General features: G+C 62.6%; 18 protein-coding genes. 10 read left to right on the top strand and 8 right to left on the bottom strand.

What is annotated here, in order from left to right; translation table 11 throughout:
- Nucleotides 1-70 precede the first annotated feature (70 nt).
- Nucleotides 71-1,039 (top strand): fatty acid desaturase family protein, encoded by a 969-nt coding sequence (locus tag FA04_RS01675; RefSeq protein ID WP_051659564.1) that lies wholly within the window; start codon nucleotides 71-73, stop codon nucleotides 1,037-1,039.
- Here the strand turns inward: FA04_RS01675 and FA04_RS01670 are convergent.
- Nucleotides 1,033-2,442, bottom strand: coding sequence for a helix-turn-helix domain-containing protein (locus FA04_RS01670; RefSeq protein WP_034800820.1), 1,410 nt, complete (start codon nucleotides 2,440-2,442; stop codon nucleotides 1,033-1,035). The genes FA04_RS01675 and FA04_RS01670 overlap by 7 nt on opposite strands.
- A gap of 228 nt (nucleotides 2,443-2,670) precedes the next feature.
- On the opposite strand from FA04_RS01670, the gene aceA reads away from it, so the two are divergent.
- The 3 genes from aceA (at nucleotide 2,671) to FA04_RS01655 (ending at nucleotide 5,699) form a co-directional block, all read left to right on the top strand.
- Nucleotides 2,671-3,960: an isocitrate lyase gene (gene aceA, locus FA04_RS01665; RefSeq protein WP_034800818.1), complete on the top strand. Its 1,290-nt coding sequence runs from the start codon at nucleotides 2,671-2,673 to the stop codon at nucleotides 3,958-3,960.
- 120 nt (nucleotides 3,961-4,080) lie between these two features.
- Nucleotides 4,081-4,320 carry an SMc00767 family acetate metabolism repressor gene (locus tag FA04_RS01660; protein WP_034800815.1) on the top strand — a complete coding sequence of 80 codons (240 nt, stop codon included), beginning with the start codon at nucleotides 4,081-4,083 and terminating at the stop codon, nucleotides 4,318-4,320.
- Between the two features lie 269 nt (nucleotides 4,321-4,589).
- The gene (locus FA04_RS01655; protein WP_034800812.1) at nucleotides 4,590-5,699 is read left to right on the top strand and encodes a helix-turn-helix transcriptional regulator; all 1,110 of its coding nucleotides are present in this window, start codon (nucleotides 4,590-4,592) and stop codon (nucleotides 5,697-5,699) included.
- 64 nt (nucleotides 5,700-5,763) lie between these two features.
- Here FA04_RS01655 and FA04_RS01650 read toward each other — a convergent pair whose 3' ends face one another.
- Nucleotides 5,764-6,645, bottom strand: coding sequence for a LysR family transcriptional regulator (locus FA04_RS01650; RefSeq protein WP_034800810.1), 882 nt, complete (start codon nucleotides 6,643-6,645; stop codon nucleotides 5,764-5,766).
- An 89-nt stretch (nucleotides 6,646-6,734) separates the two neighbouring features.
- Between FA04_RS01650 and FA04_RS01645 the strand changes: the two genes are divergently transcribed.
- Nucleotides 6,735-6,938 carry a hypothetical protein gene (locus tag FA04_RS01645; RefSeq protein ID WP_034800807.1) on the top strand — a complete coding sequence of 68 codons (204 nt, stop codon included), beginning with the start codon at nucleotides 6,735-6,737 and terminating at the stop codon, nucleotides 6,936-6,938.
- Nucleotides 6,939-7,028: 90 nt separating this feature from the next.
- Here FA04_RS01645 and FA04_RS01640 read toward each other — a convergent pair whose 3' ends face one another.
- From FA04_RS01640 to FA04_RS01635, 3 genes are all read right to left on the bottom strand, one after another.
- Complete coding sequence (locus FA04_RS01640; protein ID WP_034800805.1) at nucleotides 7,029-9,554, bottom strand: methyl-accepting chemotaxis protein; 2,526 nt, start codon at nucleotides 9,552-9,554, stop codon at nucleotides 7,029-7,031.
- A gap of 354 nt (nucleotides 9,555-9,908) precedes the next feature.
- Nucleotides 9,909-10,055, bottom strand: a complete 147-nt coding sequence (locus tag FA04_RS35535; RefSeq protein WP_089044690.1) for a hypothetical protein — start codon at nucleotides 10,053-10,055, stop codon at nucleotides 9,909-9,911.
- A 235-nt stretch (nucleotides 10,056-10,290) separates the two neighbouring features.
- Nucleotides 10,291-11,475: a BaiN/RdsA family NAD(P)/FAD-dependent oxidoreductase gene (locus tag FA04_RS01635; RefSeq protein ID WP_034800802.1), complete on the bottom strand. Its 1,185-nt coding sequence runs from the start codon at nucleotides 11,473-11,475 to the stop codon at nucleotides 10,291-10,293.
- A gap of 123 nt (nucleotides 11,476-11,598) precedes the next feature.
- Here FA04_RS01635 and FA04_RS01630 point away from each other — a divergent pair, with 123 nt between their 5' ends.
- The 5 genes from FA04_RS01630 (at nucleotide 11,599) to edd (ending at nucleotide 18,632) form a co-directional block, all read left to right on the top strand.
- Nucleotides 11,599-13,035 (top strand): glutamine synthetase family protein, encoded by a 1,437-nt coding sequence (locus FA04_RS01630; protein ID WP_034800800.1) that lies wholly within the window; start codon nucleotides 11,599-11,601, stop codon nucleotides 13,033-13,035.
- Nucleotides 13,036-13,050: 15 nt separating this feature from the next.
- Nucleotides 13,051-14,337 carry an NAD(P)/FAD-dependent oxidoreductase gene (locus FA04_RS01625; RefSeq protein WP_034800797.1) on the top strand — a complete coding sequence of 429 codons (1,287 nt, stop codon included), beginning with the start codon at nucleotides 13,051-13,053 and terminating at the stop codon, nucleotides 14,335-14,337.
- A gap of 96 nt (nucleotides 14,338-14,433) precedes the next feature.
- Nucleotides 14,434-15,909, top strand: coding sequence for a glucose-6-phosphate dehydrogenase (gene zwf, locus FA04_RS01620; RefSeq protein ID WP_034800796.1), 1,476 nt, complete (start codon nucleotides 14,434-14,436; stop codon nucleotides 15,907-15,909).
- 8 nt (nucleotides 15,910-15,917) lie between these two features.
- Nucleotides 15,918-16,616, top strand: a complete 699-nt coding sequence (gene pgl / locus FA04_RS01615) for a 6-phosphogluconolactonase (protein WP_034800794.1) — start codon at nucleotides 15,918-15,920, stop codon at nucleotides 16,614-16,616.
- A 195-nt stretch (nucleotides 16,617-16,811) separates the two neighbouring features.
- On the top strand, nucleotides 16,812-18,632 hold the full coding sequence (edd, locus tag FA04_RS01610; RefSeq protein WP_034800791.1) for a phosphogluconate dehydratase: 1,821 nt from the start codon (nucleotides 16,812-16,814) through the stop codon (nucleotides 18,630-18,632).
- Between the two features lie 40 nt (nucleotides 18,633-18,672).
- On the opposite strand, the gene FA04_RS01605 is transcribed toward edd, so the two are convergent.
- The 3 genes from FA04_RS01605 to FA04_RS01595 form a co-directional block, all read right to left on the bottom strand.
- A complete protein-coding gene (locus FA04_RS01605; protein ID WP_234798730.1) occupies nucleotides 18,673-19,056 on the bottom strand; it encodes a GFA family protein in 384 nt (127 codons plus the stop codon).
- 77 nt (nucleotides 19,057-19,133) lie between these two features.
- A complete protein-coding gene (locus FA04_RS01600; protein ID WP_034800789.1) occupies nucleotides 19,134-19,541 on the bottom strand; it encodes a hypothetical protein in 408 nt (135 codons plus the stop codon).
- A gap of 228 nt (nucleotides 19,542-19,769) precedes the next feature.
- Nucleotides 19,770-20,858: an ABC transporter ATP-binding protein gene (locus FA04_RS01595; RefSeq protein WP_034800786.1), complete on the bottom strand. Its 1,089-nt coding sequence runs from the start codon at nucleotides 20,856-20,858 to the stop codon at nucleotides 19,770-19,772.
- Nucleotides 20,859-20,867 lie beyond the last annotated feature (9 nt).

The raw sequence follows: 20,867 nt of genomic DNA, 5'->3' as shown, positions 1-20,867 counted from the left end.
TTACGATTGATTAACCATGATCGCCATGCGATTTTCCCGACAGTTGCGGTTCAGGATCTCAGGTGTCGTCATGGGTGAGCAGATCGTCGGCGGGAAAAGCCGCAGGATCGATCCGAAGCAGTTGAAGCGCCTGTCGGTGCTCGAGCCGCAAAAGGCCCTTGCGGCAATCGCATTCGACTGGACGATGATCGCAGCAGCCATCGCCGTCAGCGAGTATTTCGGCAATGTCTTCGTCTACCTGATTGCTGTGGTGCTGATCGCCGGACGCATGCATGCGCTCGGCTGCATGATCCACGAGGCGGCGCACTATCGCATCATCCGCAACCGGAAACTCAGCGACTGGATGAGCGACCTGCTGCTCGCCTGGCCGGTGCTGGCCACGGTCGATGGCTACCGCCAGAACCATCTCGCCCACCATCAGCACGCCAATAGCGACGAGGATCCGGACTGGACAGCGAAGCTCGGCATGCCGCAATTCACCTTTCCGCAAAAGGTTGCGCGCGGCGTCACGCAATTGCTCGGTTACCTCGTCGCGGTCAATTCGCTGCGCGACATGCTGCATATGGCCAAACGCATGGGCAAGAACGACCGTTCAACGCTGCAGTACAAGCTGCTGCGCGTCGGCTTCTACGCCGCCGCCGCCGCGATCTTCACGCTCTTCGGCATCTGGCGGGAAGTGGCGCTCTACTGGGTGGTGCCGTTCCTCACCTTCTTCTGCCTGTTCCTTTATATACGCAGCGTCGCCGAGCATTTCGGCAGCATGGACTATAGCGACGAACTGACGAGCTCACGCACCGTCTATCCGCACGCCTGGGAGAAGCTGTTCTTCGCGCCCCACAACATCAACTACCACCTGGAGCACCATCTGTATCCCGGTGTGCCGTTCTACAATCTACCGGAACTGCACGCGATCCTGATGCGCAACAAGGCCTATGCTGACACGGCCCATATCACCCGCGGCTATACTACCGGGCTACCGGCGGAATGCTTTGCCGCGAATGCGCCGCTTCTGCCCAACCAGCACCCCGTCAGCTACTGAAAATCGAAAACGCTGAGCCCGGTCGCCATCTCATCAAGTCCGAGCGGCCGGGTAACGGGCGGCTCGGCACGCGCCAGGCAGCCCTGGCGCTCGCAGAGCCGACAGCCGGCACCGATTTCGACCGCCGGCAGCAGCACCGAACCGTAGACGGTCTCGTCGGCAAACGAAGCTTCGCAGCCTAGAAGCAGGGCTGTGCGCCGGACGCGCTCGTGGAACGCCGCCTGCGGACCCTCCAGCGTGCGTGCGATGGTCAAGAATGCAGCGCCGTCGGGCATCTCGACACGATCGACCAGTAGCTGGCCCGGCACTGAGAAGGCGGCATGGATATTGAGCTTGGGACAGCCACCGCCGAACTTTGCCTGAGGGAAGCCCGATGCGCCCGCCCTCCGCAATCGGTGGCCGGCATTGTCGATCTCCATCAGGAAGAATGGCAGCCCTTGGGCGCCCGGCCGTTGCAGCATGGTCAGCCGGTTGGCCGCCTGTTCGAAGGAGACCTGGAAACGGGCGCGCAGGACATCGAGGTCGTACTTCGCCCGTTGTGCGGCGGCGAGGAACGCAGCATAGGGCATCATCAGCGCATGCGCGCCATAGCGCGCCAGCTCGAAGCGAGCAATACGGCGTGCCTCCGCGGTCGAAAGCCGTAACGACCCAAGCTCGGCCGTGATCGCCTCGTGGCAGGCAATCGACACGGCCTCCATCGCGATCTCGCGCAACTGGTCGTAGGGCGACAGCCGCTCGGAAACGAAGAGGCGCATGGAGTGCCTGTCGAAGCGACGGCGCAGGTTCGGCATGGCATGGACCGGCAGGCTGCGCACGACGAGGCCATGCTCCTTCTTCAGCCAGGCCTTGAGCGCGCCGATGAGATCATCACCCGGCGAGAGCGCCTCGTGGAAGGCTTCCGCCGCCGCCTCGATGCCGGCAAAATAATTCGGCCGCCCCTCGAAGGTCTCGCGTACCTCGTCCATCGGCAACCGTGTGCCCGAAAGCGCCTCCATGTGCCCCTGCCCCGCCAGGAGGTCAGCCAAGTCCCTGAGACGCGCTGCCTGCTCGCGATAGGCGCGGTAGAGCTTGACGACGCCGCCGGCAGCATTGGGGGCCGCTTCTGCCACCTCGATCAGCTCCTGCTCTCCCGGCAGCTCGGCCGACAGCAGTGGATCGGCGAAAACCTCGCGCAATTGCGTGAGGCTGCCGCCGGTTTCGCCCTGCAACTCGTCGAGGTCGACCTTGTAGACCGAGGCAAGCTTCAAAAGCAGCTGCACCGTCAGCGGCCGCTGGTTGCGCTCGATCAGATTGAGATAGGACGGCGAGATACCGAGGGCCTCGGCCATGGCCGTCTGCGTCAGCGACAGGCCGTTACGAATGCGCCTGACCCGCGGGCCGGCAAAGATCTTGTTCTCGGCCATTTGTAACTACCTTTACAATCCGCTCAGCGCAGGGCGTTTTACATTTTTTACAAATTTACTTCGCCGCCCTGTCAAAGGCAAGACAACATAACCCTTTTGATCTCTGCAAACGACCGTTTCCAATAGCCGAATACTGCAGCGCAATGTAAAAACTGTCACATGAACTCGAAACACAAGTCGCCATACGACAAAAGTCGAATGGGTGTTTGATTTTGACAGGAGGAAGTAATGACTGATTTTTACAAGCTCGTTCCCAGCGCACCGCAAGGCCGCTTCGATGGCGTCGATCGCCCCTATACCGCAGAGACCGTGAAGCGGCTGCGCGGGTCGGTCGAGATCCGCTATTCGCTGGCCGAAATGGGCGCGAACCGCTTGTGGAAACTCATTCACGAAGACGACTTCGTCAACGCACTCGGCGCACTTTCGGGCAACCAGGCAATGCAGATGGTGCGCGCCGGCCTGAAGGCGATCTACCTCTCCGGCTGGCAGGTCGCAGCCGATGCCAACACCGCTTCGGCCATGTATCCGGACCAGTCGCTCTATCCGGCCAATGCCGCGCCTGAGCTTGCCAAGCGCATCAATCGCACGCTGCAGCGCGCCGACCAGATCGAGACCTCAGAAGGCAAGGGCCTTTCGGTCGACACCTGGTTCGCACCGATCGTCGCTGACGCCGAAGCCGGTTTCGGCGGTCCGCTCAACGCCTTCGAGATCATGAAGGCCTTCATCGAGGCGGGCGCTGCCGGCGTCCACTACGAGGATCAGCTTGCTTCGGAGAAGAAGTGCGGCCATCTCGGCGGCAAGGTGCTGATCCCGACGGCAGCCCATATCCGCAACCTGAACGCGGCACGGCTTGCCGCCGACGTCATGGGCACGCCGACGCTGGTCATCGCCCGCACCGATGCGGAAGCGGCAAAGTTGCTCACCTCCGACATCGACGAGCGCGATCGCCCCTTCGTCGACTACGATGCCGGCCGCACGGTCGAAGGCTTCTACCAGGTGAAGAACGGGCTTGAGCCCTGCATTGCCCGCGCCATCGCCTATGCGCCGCATTGCGACCTGATCTGGTGTGAGACCTCCAAGCCGGACCTGGAACAGGCCCGCAAGTTCGCCGAGGGCGTGCACAAGGCGCATCCGGGCAAGCTGCTCGCCTACAATTGCTCGCCGTCGTTCAACTGGAAAAAGAACCTCGACGACGCGACGATCGCCAAGTTCCAGCGAGAGCTGGGCGCGATGGGCTACAAGTTCCAGTTCATCACGCTTGCCGGCTTCCACCAGCTGAACTTCGGCATGTTCGAACTGGCGCGCGGCTACAAGGCACGGCAGATGGCCGCCTATTCGGAGCTGCAGGAGGCGGAATTCGCCGCCGAGGTCAACGGCTACACCGCGACCAAGCACCAACGCGAAGTCGGCACCGGCTACTTCGACGCCGTCTCGATGGCGATCACCGGCGGCCAGTCCTCGACAACAGCCATGAAGGAATCGACCGAGCACGATCAATTCCGCCCGGCCGCAGAGTGAAAGCCCGGCGGGAGCGTGGCAATCCCTGCCCGCTGCGCTCCTGCCGACCCCTCGTAAGTGAAATGGATGCGGGCGGAAAACCGCAAGCACCTCCAGCCTCGAACCTCAAGGAGAAGTCCAATGACAGTCCAGACACGCGTCAAGGAACGGGCCGAGGAACAGTCTTCGGCGATGACCCCGGACCAGCAGGCGGCAATCCGCATGGTCGCCAACGACCTGCACCGCCTCAACCAGTCCGTCATGAAGGCCGTCGATGCCGGCGTTTCGGTCGAGCTCGTGCGCTCCGCCCGCCACCACGGCGGCGAAGGCAACTGGGGCGACCTGCTGATCCCGGTTATCGTCACCCAGGGCCGGCCATGATGCTCGCCACAACGCTGTTCGCGACGATCCTGCTGTCGCCGCTAGCGCTCCGCCACACAGCTGTGGCCGCGAACGTGAGAGCAACCAAAAGTTGATTTCACCGAAACCGGTTGAAAGTGGGAGAAATTGGAATAGCCGGCTCTTTGCCGGCTATTCTGCGTTGTCAGGATGGCAACGCACGCAACGAATGCTTGTCTCCGCTATTTCAGGTTGATCGAACCCGTGATGCCTGACTATATTAGGCATACCTGTCTTAGACAAAGGCACGCATGTATCGTTCGACGAAACCTGCAGATACCGCCGAACTGACGGAGCTGATCTACGGCGCCGCCTTTGGCGATTGCGGCTGGCAGGATTTTCTCGACCGGCTGACGACGACCATGCCCGATGGATGCTCTGCGCTCCACTATCATGACCTCACAGCGCCAGCGTCGTGCGTGCCCTATGTCTCCGGCTTTACCTCTGATGCCATCGACCAGTTCAACGATCACTTCGCGGCGATCAATCCCTGGATACCGAAATCGGTTCTCGTGCCGGTGGGCCGCGGTCTCTCCGGCGAGCATATCGTCTCGCGCTCGGAGCTGATGAAATCGGAATTCTACAATGACTGGCTGAAGCGCCAGACCGGCAGCGAGACCACCGTCGGCGTGACCATCGTGCGCAGCCCGACGCGGACCCTGCTCGTGTCGACCTGCACCTCGTCGACCGACGAGGAACTCAACCAGCAGGCGGCGGACCAGTACACGCTTCTTGCGCCCCACCTGAAGCGCGCCTTCGACTTCCTGCGGCGGCGCGACCTGATGATGGCCGAGCAGCATGAGGGCCGGACCCTGCTCGATACGATCGGCGTCGGCGTGATTTATGTGGGCGGCAATCTGCGCATCCGCTCGATGAACCACAACGCCGAGCGAATGGCGGCGAACGGCTCACCGTTCCGGGTCGCGGTCAACGGCCGCCTGTTCATGGACGAACCGGAAACCAATGCGGCGCTCGAGCTTCTGGCCTCGCCGGTCGGCGCACCGGCACAGCCGCAACTGCGTGTCGTCAGGACCGCGGAGCACGGCGCCTTCCGCATTACCTTGGTGCGGCGAAGTGCCAGCATCTTTACCGAACTTCTCGACGGACCGACTGTGGCGGTTCTGGTCGAGCCCGCGACGTCGCTGCTCGGCGATCTCAGGCACGACCATCTGAAGGACAATTATGGTCTGACCCCCGCCGAAATCCGCATCGCCTGCGGTATCGCCGCCGGCCTGACGCTGAAGGAAATGTCGCAGGCCAACGGCGTCAGCTATGAGACGATCCGGACGCAGCTCAAAAGCATCTACGCCAAGACCCGGGTCAACTCGCAGGCGGCACTCGTCAAGCTGCTGATGCGCTGACCCATATACAAAAAAGACCACGGCGGTAGCGTTCCCAGCAGCAGGGTTCAGTCCTTGCTCCGCCTCAGCTGCGGCGCGGTCGCTTTCCGGCAAAGATGTCCACGTGACTACGCAACAGCCTGGTCATGCGGTCGACGACCGTTCGTATTTCCTTGCGGTGGCGATCCTCATTGTTCATGACGATCCATTGCCGGTGCCGGAGCGCCGGGATCTCCTCGCCGGCGCGCTCCAGCATCGGATCGAGATCGCCGACGAAACAAGGAAGCACCGCACAGCCGGCGCCGGCGCGGGCGAGATCGAGCAGCGAGCGCGGCCGCGTGACCGTGGCGACGATCCGCCCCTCCCAGCCCCCCTTCATCTGCTCGTGCGGCCAGCGCAGATAGGCGGAGATCGCCTCCTCCTCGCCGACGGCCACCCATCGCGCGCTCGCGCCCGACGGCGCGTTCTTTTGACGATAGGCGGCATAGGCGACGTCGCCGACCGGACTTGCCGCCAGATAGGCCTCCTCGGGCTCGAAGGCGCGGATGCCGATATCGGTCTCGCGATAGGCGAGGCTGGCGCGTGTTTCGCCGACCGTGATCGCGAGGCTGAAGCCGTCCCTTTCGGTGCAGAGCGCCGGAAAGTTCTCCGCCAGCAGCCAGGCGATCCAGGTACCGACGGTGATGCGGACCGTTACGCCCTCGCCTTCCTGCCGCCAGCTCTCGACCCGGCGCGCCGCCGATTCCATTTCCTGAAGCTGCTCGAACAGCAGTTCACCATCGCCGGTAAGCTGGTAGCCGGTCTGGCTGCGCAGAAACAGCGCGCGGCCCGTGCGCTCCTCGAGTTCCAGCATCCGCCGGCCAACGGTCGCCGGGCTGGAGCCGAGCGCCTGCGCCGCTCCGGTGAGCCCACCAGCGCGCGCCACGCTCATGAAACAGCGATAGATATCCCAATCCATGTCTTTCATCGGTGAAAAACATAGAGCGATACCCGATGTATGTAAAACTAGTTTTGCTGCATAAAAGAAGTGATGCCCATCAACTAAGGAGCATCGCGATGGAAATGATGGCAATGGTCTACATCGCCGACATGGCCCTGAAAACGCGCCGCTGGGACGAGGATTTCGATCCGAAACCGCCCGCCCTTCTACGTCGAACCTTCACAACACTCGCGGCCGCGGTCACCAAGCGACGCAAGAGCAGCCTCTACGCCGATAAAAAAAGCACCGCGAAGCCCTGCGGCCACGCGGTGCAATGTTAGCCCCTGCCCTTGTTATATCGCACGGCACCGGTTGCCGTGCTTTCGGCTGGCGGCGTTGCCTGCCGCCAGCGAAACCGTCTACCGCACGCCTCAGGCCGCCCGGTAGTTGTCGTAGTCTTCCGCCGCCGGCTCCAGCCGGAACTGCTCGACCAGCATCATCAGCGTGTCGGCCTGGTTTGAGAGCGCGCGGCTCGTCGCCGTCGCCTCTTCCACCATCGAGGCGTTCTGCTGCGTCATCTGGTCCATCTGGTTGACTGAGCCGTTGACCTCGTTGAGCGCCACGGCCTGGTCGCGGCTGGCAGTCGCGATCATCTCGACGTGCTGGCTGACCGTGACGATCTGGGCGCTGATCGAAGCCAGCACTTCGCCGGTTTCCTTGACCAGGTGCGAGCCGGCATTGACCTCGTTGGTCGACTTGTTGATCAAGCCCTTGATCTCGCGCGCAGCTTCTGCCGAGCGCTGGGCCAGTTCACGCACTTCCTGGGCGACGACGGCAAAGCCCTTTCCGGCTTCACCCGCCCGTGCCGCCTCGATGCCGGCGTTCAGCGCCAGGAGGTTGGTCTGGAAGGCGATGTCGTCGATCACTTCGATGATTTGCTCGATCTGGCGCGAGGCCTCCTCGATGCGTCCCATGGCGGCGATCGCGTTGGTGACGACGGTCGCCGAGCTATCGGCGCTGCGTTTCGTCTGGATCACCGCATGGTTGGCTTCGCCGGCACGCTCGGCCGAGGAACGGACGGTGACGGTGATCTGGTCGACGGCGGCCGCCGTCTCTTCGAGGGAGGCGGCCTGGGCCTCCGTGCGCTTCGACAGCGAATCTGCCGCATGGTGCATGCTGGAGCCGCTCTCCTGGATCGCCTGCGCATTGGCGCGGATCTGGGCGAGCGTGTCCTGCAGGCGGATCAGCGAACCGTTGAAGTCCTGGCGAAGCTGTTCGAGGCGACCATGGAACGGCACGTCGATCTGGCGCGACAGGTCGCCCTGGGCCAGGCGGCCGAGACCAGCGGCAAGCTCGCTGACGGCAAGATCGATCTGGCGATCGAGCTCGCGTTTTTCCTGGTCGTTGCGGCTACGCTCGATTTCGGCGCGGCTGCGCTGCTCCTCGCTTTCCGCTTCGATGCGGACCTTGGAGAGCGCGTTCTCCTTGAACACGCCGAGCGCACGGGCCATGTCGCCGATTTCGTCGCGACGACCATCGCCATCGATCGTCGTGTCGAGGCGGCCATCGGCGAGACGACGCATCGCCGCGGTGATCTGACCGATCGGCTTCTTCAGCGTCAGCGTCAGCGCGATGCCGGCCAGAAGCGCGATGACGACGCCGGCAACGGTGGCGGCAACCGAGATCTGGTTCGCCTCGTTGCGCTCGGTCCCGGCGGCAACCTTCTGCTGTTCGGCAAATTCGGTGAGATCGGTCCAGATCTGGTTGATCGATTGTCCGGCGGCGTCGAAGTCTGCGGTGCGCTTGACCGTGATTTCGACGAGCGCTGCGGCATCCTTCTTCATCGCGGTCAGGATCGGCATCAACGTGTCGGCGATCTTGTCGAAGGATGCGCCGTCGCTTGCGACACCGCGAAGCGTCGCCATGTTCTGCTGAACGGCAAGCGACTTGTCGAGCAGCTTCTGGCGATTGCCCTCGTTCGTCTGCCCCATGAAGGTGGCGGCGGAAATCTGGATATCGGTGATCGACGACGACAGCCTACGGGTAGCGGTCAGAACCGATTCCGTCGTGACGATCTGTTCGTCGAGTTCGGCGAAAATCCGCGTGGCGTCGCGCATCTTGCCGACGGAAGCCGCTTCCAGGCGGAAGCTCGCAGTGCGGAAGCGGTCGACATATTTGGAAATGCCGGCAAGCGTTTCCGGTCCGGCGGGCGCCTTCAGGATCGAGCCGATCTCGCTCGAAGCCGAGGTGATGGTCTCGGTGAGCGACTTTTCGTCCTTCGGCAGCAGGCGGAAGATGTCACGCTCGGTGCGGCCGATCATCGGGAAGCGTTCCTTGACCGCCTTCAGCTTCTCCTCGACGGTGATCGCCTTGCTCACTTCGGTGCCGAACTCGTTGAAGAAGCGGCTTGCGCGCATCAGCTTTTCGGCTTCGCGCAGCATGGTCTTGGCGGCGTTCTCGCTCTTGCGAACGGCGTATTGCAGGCGGTTCGACTCTTCATTGATCTTGGCGCGCTCGATCAGCAAGGCGTCGAGGTTCGAGCTCATTGCCGTGCGCAGGTCCTGCTCGCCAACGTGCAGCGTCCAAAGGCCGCCGATGCGCGCTTCGATGTCGCTGGTCGCCGCGATCGCCGCCTTCAATTCGTCCTGGCCGTTCTGGCCGGCAACCTGTGCAGCGGTATCGGCGAGCACGTCCTTCTGCGCCGAGATCGTCGATTGCACGGCATCACGTGTTTCTTCGGTGGTCGAATGCAGGAAGGCGTTCATGCCCGCATAGACATCCTTGAAGCCGCTCAAGGTCTGCAACACGCTGTTGGAAATCTCCATGCGTCCCTGAAGCAGGCCGGATGCATAGAGGCCGGTGATACCGACGGCACAGATGCTGACGACGAAGGGCAGGATGAAAAACAGCACCTTCGTCTGGATCTTGAAGCGGGCAAGAATTCTATCGATGAACATGGAAAACACCTTGGCTCGCAGCTCGCATTCGCCTCCCCCGACGGCTCACTACGTCTTCGCACTCAACGACAAGGCGTGAATGTGCGAACGATCGAGAGCCACCCGATGCGCAAACAGGCTGATGTTTTTCGAAAAATCATGCGGCGCACACCGCCAGTCCGTCGGCAATCATTGCGGATCCACGGCGCCACTCCTCGGCAACGTGAACCTGACGAAACTCACATCGTCACACTATCTGTTTTGAACGATTAAAATTTGTATAAGCGCGTTCCGCCCGCGACAGAAAATCCGTAGGCGTGCGCGGACGCGTCAAATGCGCCCGAGAGACGGCCGCTCAGGGCCGATCCCCTGAACTCAGAACCAAAGAGCCGGGAGGGCTGCGAGGGCAGCAACGGCAAAGAATGCAATCAAGGCGAGGCGCGTGAGCACGGCCTTCTGCTGACGGCTTTCATCGGTGCGGGCGATCGCGATGGCGCGGGGACGGCGGCGGATTTGGTTCATGGCATCCTGTCCTTGTCACATTGACCGGCAACGTTCGGTCCGGATGACCCCGCATTGCCTGTCACAGTTATATTGCAGCCATGCCGTGGCGGAAGAAAGTCAAAAAATTAGAAACAGTGTTATTTCCGTTTACGCGACAATCCGATCCACCAACTGCCGGCTGTGCCGACAAGGATAAAGGTTCGGCGAGATACATTAACAATCACTGAAGCTCGATCCGCCAAAAGCGGGGAGATCAGGCGTCCTGGCCGGCCGCAAAGCCCGATGCCCAGGCCCATTGGAAATTGTAGCCGCCGAGCCATCCGGTCACATCGACGCACTCACCGACAAAATAGAGCCCCGGCACCGCCTTGGCCTGCATCGTCTTGGAGTCGAGCCCGTTGGTATCGACGCCGCCAAGCGTAACTTCGGCCGTCCGGTAGCCTTCCGAACCGGCTGGCTTGATGGTCCAGGCCTGGATCGAGGTAGCAAGCTGATTGATGGCCTTATCCGAGAGGTCGGCAAGCTGGCGCCCGGTCAGCTTTGCGCCGTCGGCGAAAAACTGTGCCAGCCGCCGCGGCAGGATATCGCCGAGCGCCGTCTGCACCGCCTGTTTGCCGTGGGTGCGGCGGATTTCTTTCAGGATCGCGGCAATGTCGATGTCGGGCATCAGCCTGAGCACGATCTCCTGCCCTTCGCGCCAATAGGAGGATATCTGCAGGATCGCAGGGCCGCTCAGGCCGCGATGGGTGATCAGCACCGCCTCGCGGAACGCCGTCTTGCCGGACCGCGCTTCCGCATCTGCGGCGACGCCGGCCAGTTCCCCGATCGCTTCGAGCTGCGCCGGGTCGAGCGTCAGCGGCACGAGACCGGGCCGCGTTTCAATGAGCCCGAGACCGAACTGCTCGGCGATCCGGTAGGCAAGCCCGGTCGCCCCCATCTTCGGGATCGACTTGCCGCCGCTGGCAACGACCAGCGACTGCGCATCGATCGGCCCCTCGCCCGTCATCACGCGAAAACCGGCGCCATGGCGCTCGACACTCTCGATCGCCGTTTCGAGGCGAAGATCGGCATGCACGTCACGCATTTCGGAAAGCAGCATCTTGATGATGTCTTTCGCCGAATGGTCGCAGAAGAGTTGGCCGAGGGTCTTTTCGTGCCAGGCTATGCCATGCTTTTCGACAAGAGCCAGGAAATCGCGCGGGGTGTAGCGCGCCAGCGCCGACTTTGAGAAATGCGGGTTGGTCGACAGGAAGTTCTTCGGTCCCGCATGGATGTTCGTGAAATTGCAGCGGCCGCCGCCGGAGATGCGGATCTTTTCGCCCGGCGCCTTGGCATGGTCGAGCACGGCCACGCGGCGGCCGCGCTTGCCCGCCTCGATGGCGCACATCATGCCGGCGGCACCGGCGCCAATGATGACCACATCTGTCTTTTCAGCCACGAAACACTCCGCTCGTTTGTCCTTCCATTCCGGGGGCAAAGCAGAAAGTCAATGATCAAGCCCATCTAGCCAATTGCCAATCTGTGGTTATGATGCGCTATCCGAAGCCAAAACCGGTGATTTATGCCCTCCAAGAGAAGTGCTGCCCAACAAACAACGAAAATCAGCAAAACTTCGAAAATACCTCCCGCCCTCCACTCCCTCCGAGGTGTAAAGACCTGGAAGGAAGCCACGGACTGGCTCAAGATCCGCGGCATCGAAGACGTCGAATGCATCACGCCCGATCTTGCCGGCGTTCCGCGCGGCAAGATGATGCCGACCTCGAAGTTCACCTCCAATACCTCGCTGGCGCTGCCGTCCGCCGTCTATCGCCACACGATCTCGGGCGAATATCCAGACGAAACCGGCCAGTTCCGCTACGATTCCCGCGACAGCGACATCAAGCTCGTGCCCGATCTCTCGACCCTTTCGGTCGTGCCCTGGGAGACCGACCCGACGGCGCAGGTGATCTGCGACATCGTCGGATCGCAGGGCGAACAGATCAGCTACACGCCGCGCAACGTGCTGAAGCGCGTGGTCGATCTCTACAAGCAGAAAGGCTGGAAGCCGGTCGTAGCACCCGAGATCGAATTCTACCTCGTCGCCACCAATGACGATCCGGATTATCCCCTGCATCCACCGAAGGGCCGCTCCGGTCGCTCGATTCTCGGCGGCCAGGGCTATTCGATCGCCGGCATCAACGAATTCGACGAACTGATCGACGACATCTACCACTTCTCGGAGAAGCAGGGTCTCGAGATCGATACGCTGATCCACGAAGAAGGGCCGGCGCAGCTGGAGATCAACCTGCGCCATGGCGATCCGATCGAGCTGGCCGACCAGGTGTTCCTGTTCAAGCGCACCATCCGCGAGGCGGCGCTGAAACACGGCATCTACGCCACCTTCATGGCGAAGCCCATGCAGGGCCAGCCGGGCTCGGCGATGCACATTCACCAGTCGGTGGTCGAGATCAACACCGGCCGCAACCTGTTCTCCAACCCGGACGGTTCCGCATCGAAGGAATTCTTCCACTTCATTGGCGGCATGCAGCACTATGTGCCGCGCACGCTTGTGATGATGGCGCCCTATGTGAACTCCTTCCGCCGACTGACGCCCGACATGTCGGCGCCGGTCAACACCGCCTGGGGTTACGACAACCGCACCACCGCCTTCCGCATCCCGGTGTCGGAGCCGGTCGCCCGGCGTATCGAGAACCGGCTGCCGAGTTCAGATGCCAATCCCTATCTGGCGCTCGCGGCCTCGCTTGCCTGCGGTTATCTCGGCATCATCGAACAGCGCGAACCGACGGCGCCGACCGAGGACACGGCCAACGAGGGCGAGATCGACTTGCCCCGCGGCCTGCTCGAAGCCGTGGCCCTACTGGAATCGGCACCGTCGCTGGCCGAGGTGCTGAGCCCGGAGTTCATCGCCATCTATGCCGGCGTCAAACGCGGCGAGTTCGAGACCTTCATGCAGGTCATCAGTCCCTGGGAACGCGAATTCCTGCTTCTCAACGTCTGACCTCAGAGGTTCTCCATGTCCTGGCAAAGCCCGATCTCGCCCGGTTACTCCTGGTATGAGGCGACGGTTCCGGACCGACCGGAGTATCCGGCCATGCCGGGATCGCGGAAAGCCAATGTCGCGATCGTGGGCGGCGGCTATACGGGATTGCAGGCGGCTTACAACCTTGCCAAGCAAGGCGTCGACGTCACCCTGATCGACGCCTGCCGCTTCGGCGACGGCGCCTCTGGCCGCAATGGCGGCCAGTTCGGCACAGGTCAGCGCGCCTGGGCGGATGAGACGGAGGAAAGCCTCGGCCATGAGCGGGCGCAGGCACTGTTCGACATGGCCGAGAACGCCAAGCGTTACGTGCTCGACTTCGCGAACGGGAACGGGATCGACATCGAATTCGTGCCAGGCCAGCTCTCGGTCGGGCACAAGCAAAGCCTCGAAAAAGACTATCGCGACCATGCCGAAGCGATGGCGGCGCGCTTCGGCTATCCGCATCTGACTTTCATGGAGCGCGAGGAAACAGCAAGCCGGCTCGGATCGAACCACTACCACTTCGGCATTCGCGATGCCGGCACCGGCCATATCCACCCCATGAAGCTGCTGGTCGGCCTTGCGAAACAGGCAGCGCTTGCCGGCGCCAACCTTTTCGAGCAGACCAGGGCCCTGAAAATCGACCGCCAGGGTGGCGCGATCGTCATTGCCACCGACCGCGGCACCATCACCGCCGACCGCGTTCTCGTCGCCTGCAATGCCTATATCGGCAACCTGGAGCCGGTGAGCGCCAGCCACGTCATGCCGATCCGTTCCTTCATCGGCGCGACGACGGTGCTTTCGGACCACCCTGATGTCATTCCCGGCGGCGAATCGGTCGACGATTCGCGCTTCGTCGTGCGCTACTTCCGCAAGTCGCGGGATGGTCGGCTGCTGTTCGGCGGCCGCGAAGCCTATACGGCCGACAATCCGCGCGACATCTCCACCCATATCCGCCGGCAGATCAGCGAGATCTACCCGCAGCTCGCCAATGTCGAGATCACCCACGCCTGGGGCGGCTCCGTCGGTATCACCATGCCGCGCACCCCCTTTTGTCGCGAGGTCATGCCGGGCGTCACCTCGATCGGCGGCTATTCCGGCCACGGTGTGATGCTCTCCAACTATTGCGGCAAGCTCTATGCGGACCTGGCGCTCGGCAAGGGCACCGAGCTCGACCTCTTGAAGGCTCTGAAAATCCCGGCTTTTCCGGGCGGAACCCGGTTCCGCTCCGCCCTTCTCTTCTTCGCGCTTAGCTGGTACGCATTACGCGACAGGTTTTGAAAAACGCTTGCGGCGGCATTTTATTGCGCCGCACTCTAGCGCCTTTAAATCGATTAGATTATATGTGCCCCTGACCTGAACAGATCGAGATATCCCATGAGCAGCCAGATCATCCCCGTCGAACCATTTGACTATGTGGTGTTCGGGGGCACCGGCGATCTTGCGGAGCGCAAGCTGTTGCCGGCGCTCTATCACCGCCAGTTGGAAGGCCAGATCACCGAGCCGACGCGCATCATCGGCGCCTCGCGCGCGGCGCTCAGCCATGAGGACTATCGCAAGTTTGCCGTCGATGCTCTGAAGGAACATCTGAAGGCGGAAGAGTACAAGGAAGAGGAAGTCGCGAAGTTCGCTGCACGCCTGTTCTACGTCTCCGTCGACGCCAAGTCCGACCAGGGTTGGGACTCGCTGAAGAAGATCCTCGAAGAGGGCAAGGAGCGCATCCGCGCCTTCTATCTCGCCGTCGGCCCTGCGATCTTCGGCGACATCTCCGAGCGCATCCGCGATCACAAGCTGATCACCAAGAACACCCGCATCGTCGTCGAAAAGCCGATCGGCCGCGACCTCGCCTCTGCGACCGAACTCAACGACACGATCGGCAAGGTTTTCCGCGAAGAGCAGATCTTCCGCATCGACCACTATCTCGGCAAGGAGACGGTGCAGAACCTGATGGCGCTGCGCTTTGCCAACGCGCTCTACGAGCCGCTGTGGAACTCGGCCCATATCGACCACGTGCAGATCACCGTGTCGGAAGCCGTCGGGCTTGAAAATCGTGCCGGCTACTACGACAAGGCCGGCGCGCTGCGCGACATGGTGCAGAACCACATCCTGCAGCTCGTCTGCTTCGTCGCCATGGAAGCGCCGACCTCGATGGACGCCGAAGCGGTGCGCGACGAGAAGCTGAAGGTTCTGCGCGCGCTGAAGCCGATCACCTCGTCGAATGTCGAGCAGGTGACGGTGCGCGGCCAGTACCGCGCCGGCGCTTCGGCCGGCGGCCCGGTCAAGGGCTACCTCGAAGAACTCGAAGGCGGCGTTTCGAACACCGAGACCTTTGTGGCGATCAAGGCGGAAGTCAGCAACTGGCGCTGGGCCGGCGTGCCTTTCTACATCCGCACCGGCAAGCGCCTTGCCGGCCGCATGTCGGAAATCGTCATCACCTTCAAGCAGATCCCGCATTCGATCTTCGACAGCAATGCCGGCCGCATCTCGGCCAACCAACTGGTCATCCGCCTGCAGCCGAACGAAGGCGTGAAGCAGTCGCTGATGATCAAGGACCCGGGCCCGGGCGGCATGCGCCTGCGCAGCGTCTCGCTGGACATGAGCTTTGCCGAAGCCTTCGCCGTGCGCAATGCGGATGCCTATGAGCGGCTGCTCTTCGACGTCATCCGCAACAACCAGACGCTGTTCGTGCGCCGCGACGAGGTCGAGGCCGCATGGAAGTGGGTCGATCCGATCCTGAAGGCCTGGGAAGAAACCGGGCAGCAGGTTCAGGGCTACACCGCCGGCACCTGGGGTCCGAGCCAGTCAATTGCGCTGATCGAGCGTGACGGCCGGACCTGGAACGACGCGATATAGGTGCGCCGATGACGTCTAAGCTTCATACATTCGAAAACGGCGCAGCACTGGCGCAAGGCCTTGCCGATGCGGTCAGCAGCGCTCTTGCTGCCGGTGTCGCCGCACGCGGCTCCGCAAGCATCGCCGTCTCCGGCGGCTCCACGCCCAAGGCATTCTTCCAGGCGCTTTCGAAGAAGGACATCGCCTGGGACAAGGTGACGGTGACGCTGGTCGACGAACGCTTCGTGCCGCCGGAAAGCGACCGCTCCAACCACGGCCTCGTGGCGGCCAACCTGCTTCAGGACAAGGCCGCTGCAGCAACTTTCCTGCCGCTCTACCAGGCGGCCCCGACAGCGGAGGCCGCGGCTGATCTCGCAAGCCGGGAAACGGCGAAGATCGGTGCACCGTTCGACGTGGCGATCCTCGGCATGGGAACGGACGGGCACACTGCATCGTTCTTCCCGGGCGGATCGCAGCTCGCGCGCGCCATCGATCCGGCAACGCCGCGCGGCGTGATCACGATGGAAGCCGAGGGTGCCGGCGAAACCCGGCTGACCTTTACTTTTGCCAGCCTCCAGGATGCGCGGCTTCTGGTGCTGCACATCGAAGGCGAAGGCAAGAAGACGGTTCTCGCCAAGGCCGAAGAAGCTGGCGACGAGAAGGACATGCCGATCCGCGCGATGCTGCGCCGCGCCGCGTCGCCGGTGCAGATTTACTGGGCGCCGTAGATCGGAATGATGTTGGGCCGAACCGGCCCGATAGGAACTTTGGAGACACGTTCAGCCGGTGGCGCGCTCCCGTCGGAATGGACAGGTGTTTCTGAGAAACGCCGGGACGCGGCTTGCGCTCTCCCAAGCTCGCCGCGCTCCGGACGATGACTGGATGAAGATGAGGAGTCTGAAGACTCCGGAACAGGATTTGTCATGTCCGCCGATTCCCGCATTGCCTCGATCACGGCTCGCATCGTCGAGCGCTCGAAACCCCACCGCGAGCCCTATCTCGATCGCGTCCGCCGGGCGGCATCGAGCGGTCCGCATCGCAGCGTGCTCGGCTGCGGCAACCTCGCGCATGGATTTGCGGTCTGTTCCCCCGCCGAGAAGGTAGCGCTTGCGGGCGACCGCGTGGCCAATCTCGGCATCATCACCTCCTACAATGACATGCTTTCGGCGCATCAGCCGTTCGAGACCTATCCGGCGCTGATCCGCCAGGCGGCAAGCGAGGCAGGGGGCGTCGCACAGGTTGCCGGCGGCGTGCCGGCCATGTGCGACGGCGTCACGCAGGGGCAGCCGGGCATGGAGCTCTCGCTGTTTTCCCGCGACCTGATCGCCATGGCCGCCGGCGTCGGCCTGTCGCACAACATGTTTGATTCCACCGTCTATCTCGGCGTCTGCGACAAGATCGTGCCGGGCCTCGTGATCGCAGCGCTCACCTTCGGCCACCTGCCGGCGATCTTCGTTCCCGCCGGACCAATGACCTCGGGCCTACCGAACGACGAGAAGGCGCGGGTCCGCCAGTTGTTCGCCGAAGGCAAGGTCGGCCGCGACGAACTGCTCGAGGCGGAATCCAAGTCCTACCACGGACCGGGAACCTGCACCTTCTACGGCACCGCCAACTCCAACCAGATGCTGATGGAGATCATGGGCTTCCACCTGCCCGGCGCTTCCTTCATCAATCCGGGCACGCCGCTGCGCGACGCGCTGACCAAGGAAGCCGCTAAGCGGGCGCTGGCGATCACCGCCATGGGCAACGAGTTCACCCCGGCGGGCGAAATGATCGACGAGCGCTCGATCGTCAACGGCGTCGTCGGCCTGCATGCGACCGGCGGCTCGACCAACCACACGATGCACCTCGTCGCCATGGCGCGGGCTGCCGGCATCGTGCTCACCTGGCAGGACATTTCAGAGCTCTCGGACATCGTTCCGCTGCTGGCCCGCGTCTATCCGAACGGGCTTGCCGACGTGAACCACTTCCACGCCGCCGGCGGCATGGGCTTCCTGATCAGCCAGCTGCTTCGCGCCGGCCTGCTGCACGACGACGTGCGCACCGTCGTCGGCCAGGGGCTCGACGCCTACAAGATCGACGTCCGGCTTGGCGCCGACGGCAATGTCGAACGCGTGCCGACGCCGAAGGAAAGCGCTGACCCGAAGGTGCTTGCGACCATCGATCAGCCGTTCCAGCATTCGGGCGGCCTGAAAATGCTGACCGGCAATCTCGGCAAGGCCGTCATCAAGATCTCTGCCGTCAAGCCGGACCGTCACATCATCGAGGCGCCAGCCAAGATCTTCCACGACCAGGCCGAGCTCAATGCCGCCTTCAAGGCCGGCAAGCTCGAGGGCGACTTCGTCGCCGTCGTGCGCTTCCAGGGCCCGAAGGCCAACGGCATGCCGGAACTGCACAAGCTGACGACCGTGCTCGGCATTCTGCAGGACCGCGGCCAGCGCGTCGCCATCCTGACGGACGGCCGCATGTCGGGTGCGTCCGGCAAGGTGCCGGCGGCAATCCACGTGACGCCGGAGGCCAAGGACGGCGGCCCGATCGCCCGCATCCAGGAAGGCGATATCGTCCGCATCGACGCTGTTGCCGGAACGATCGAGGTGTTGGTCGAGGACATCGCACTCAAGACACGTGTGCCCGCGCATGCCGATCTGTCGGACAACGACTTCGGCATGGGCCGCGAGCTGTTCGCGCCGTTCCGCGCGATCGCGGGTGCGGCTGATCAGGGCGCCAGCGTTCTCTTCCACTGACATAGAAAAGCGCCGCTCCCGTTGGGGCGGCGCTTGGTCTTCAAACGATCGTGAAAAGCTCAGGGCAGTGGCCCGGGGAACATGTCGTTGCGCCCGTCATAGCGCTCGATTTCCAGCGTGAAGACATCAACCCCTCGATGCAGCGCGCATTGATCGAGATCTTGTTATCCGGATAGCCGCTGCGCATGATCGGGGTCGAACAGGTCGGGCAGAAATGGTGCCCCTCGTTGACGCCGCGCCAGATGTAGCTCGACAGGCGACGCTTTTCGGTCAAGAGCTTTACCTTTGCGGCGTCCACCTTCCAGTGCAGAAAGCCGGAGCGCCGGCAGGTCGAGCAGTTGCAGTCGACGAGACCACCAAGCTCTTGGTCGACTTCGACGGCGATATCGCCGCAATGGCACGAAAGCCGATAGGGTCGCTGCATGGTTCAGGTCCGAATCCGTTGATTGAGACCACAACCATCCATTGAGCGCGGTGGAGCCGTCAAGCCCAGCATGGCACTCAGCGGTAGATGTCGAGCGTCCGGTTGCGGTGGTTCGGATGGCTGCTGTAGACGAAGATACGATTGAGGTCGCGGTCGGTCAGCATGCGCAGGAAGCGCGCCTCGATGACGTTGTTGGCATGCACCCGCTTCAACAGGCAGCCGACCATCTGGATGCGTGCGCTCGGGATATCCAGGTAGAAATTCTGTGGCAGCTGGTACTGCGTGAGGATGCTGATCAGCGCGCCGCTTTTCGAAAGCTTGATGATTTCGCAGCGACGAGAGCTCAGTTGCGTCATGCCCTTCTCAGTGTATTCGATGCGCGCCTCGTTTCGCGTGTCCTCCATCGGGAAACTGGTCTCCCGATCGTACATGAAGGACTCTTCCTTGTTCAGGAAGTGCTGCAAGACAGGTGCCGCGCCGTTCATCGAAATGCCTTTCCATATCCCCTTTTGATACAGACTAGCGGCAGAGATTTAACAGACGGTTGGTCCGACGACCGGATGAAAAACCGCCCGGCAAAAACCGGGCGGAGCAAGTTCGTGACCAGGAATCTTGGTTACGCAATCCTCAACGCAAAGCCGCTTCGCACGTTTCCTTGGAAGTAGGCCGCAACTCCGGACGGAAAACCGCTTCGCACTTTTCCTGCAATTGCTTCAGACGCGGTAGCTGCGGCCCTCGTCGTTGAAGAGGTGTAGCTTGGCCTTGTCGGCCGTGAAGCGCACCTTGTCGCCGCGGTGAACCGGCAGGATGCCGGGGATCTTGGCGATGATCGGCTCCTTGTCGACGAGACCCTCGATATAGAGCAGGGTCACTTCGCCGAGCGCCTCAACGATCGAGATCGTGCCTTCGAACAGGAAGTCGTCGCCTATCGAGACCTGCAGGTCTTCCGGGCGAACGCCGAAACTCGCAATCTTGCCGTTCTGCGAGGAGTCGGTCGGGATATCGAGCGTCACGCTCTTACCGCCGGTCAGCTTCACCGTCGTCTGCGCGCCGGTCGCCGTGATCGTCGAAGGGATGATGTTCATCGCCGGCGAGCCGATGAAGCGCGCGACGAACAGATTGGCCGGACGCTCATAGAGTTCGAGCGGCGGGCCTACCTGCTCGATGTGCCCCTGCGACAGCACGACGATGCGGTCGGCGAGCGTCATTGCCTCCACCTGGTCGTGGGTGACGTAGATCATCGTCGTGCCCGCCATCTGTTCGCTGAGCTTGGCGATCTCGATGCGGGTGGCGACACGAAGGGCCGCGTCGAGGTTCGAGAGCGGCTCGTCGAATAGGAAGACCTTGGGGTCACGGCAGATGGCGCGGCCGATGGCGACGCGCTGTCTCTGCCCGCCGGAGAGCGCCTTCGGCAGACGGTCGAGATACTTGGTCAGCTGCAGGATATCGGCGGCGTTGCGCACGCGACGGTCGATCTCTTCCTTGCTTTCCTTGGCGATCCGCATGCCGAAAGCCATGTTGTCGTAGACGGTCATGTGCGGATAGAGCGCGTAGGACTGGAACACCATGGCGATGCCGCGCTTCGACGGGGGCACGGTGTTGACGCGCTCGCCGTCGATGAACATATCGCCGCCAGTGATCTCCTCGAGACCGGCAATCATGCGCAGAAGCGTCGACTTTCCACAGCCGGACGGGCCGACGAAAACGATGAACTCGCCCTGCTTGATGTCGAGATTGATGCCGTGGATGACATCGACCGCGCCGTAGGACTTGCGGATATCTTTAAGCAGCAGACCCGTCATTGCACCCTC

The organism is Ensifer adhaerens (genome assembly GCF_000697965.2).
Taxonomy (GTDB): Bacteria; Pseudomonadota; Alphaproteobacteria; order Rhizobiales; family Rhizobiaceae; genus Ensifer; species Ensifer adhaerens.
This window is presented reverse-complemented; position numbering and strand designations above follow the sequence as displayed.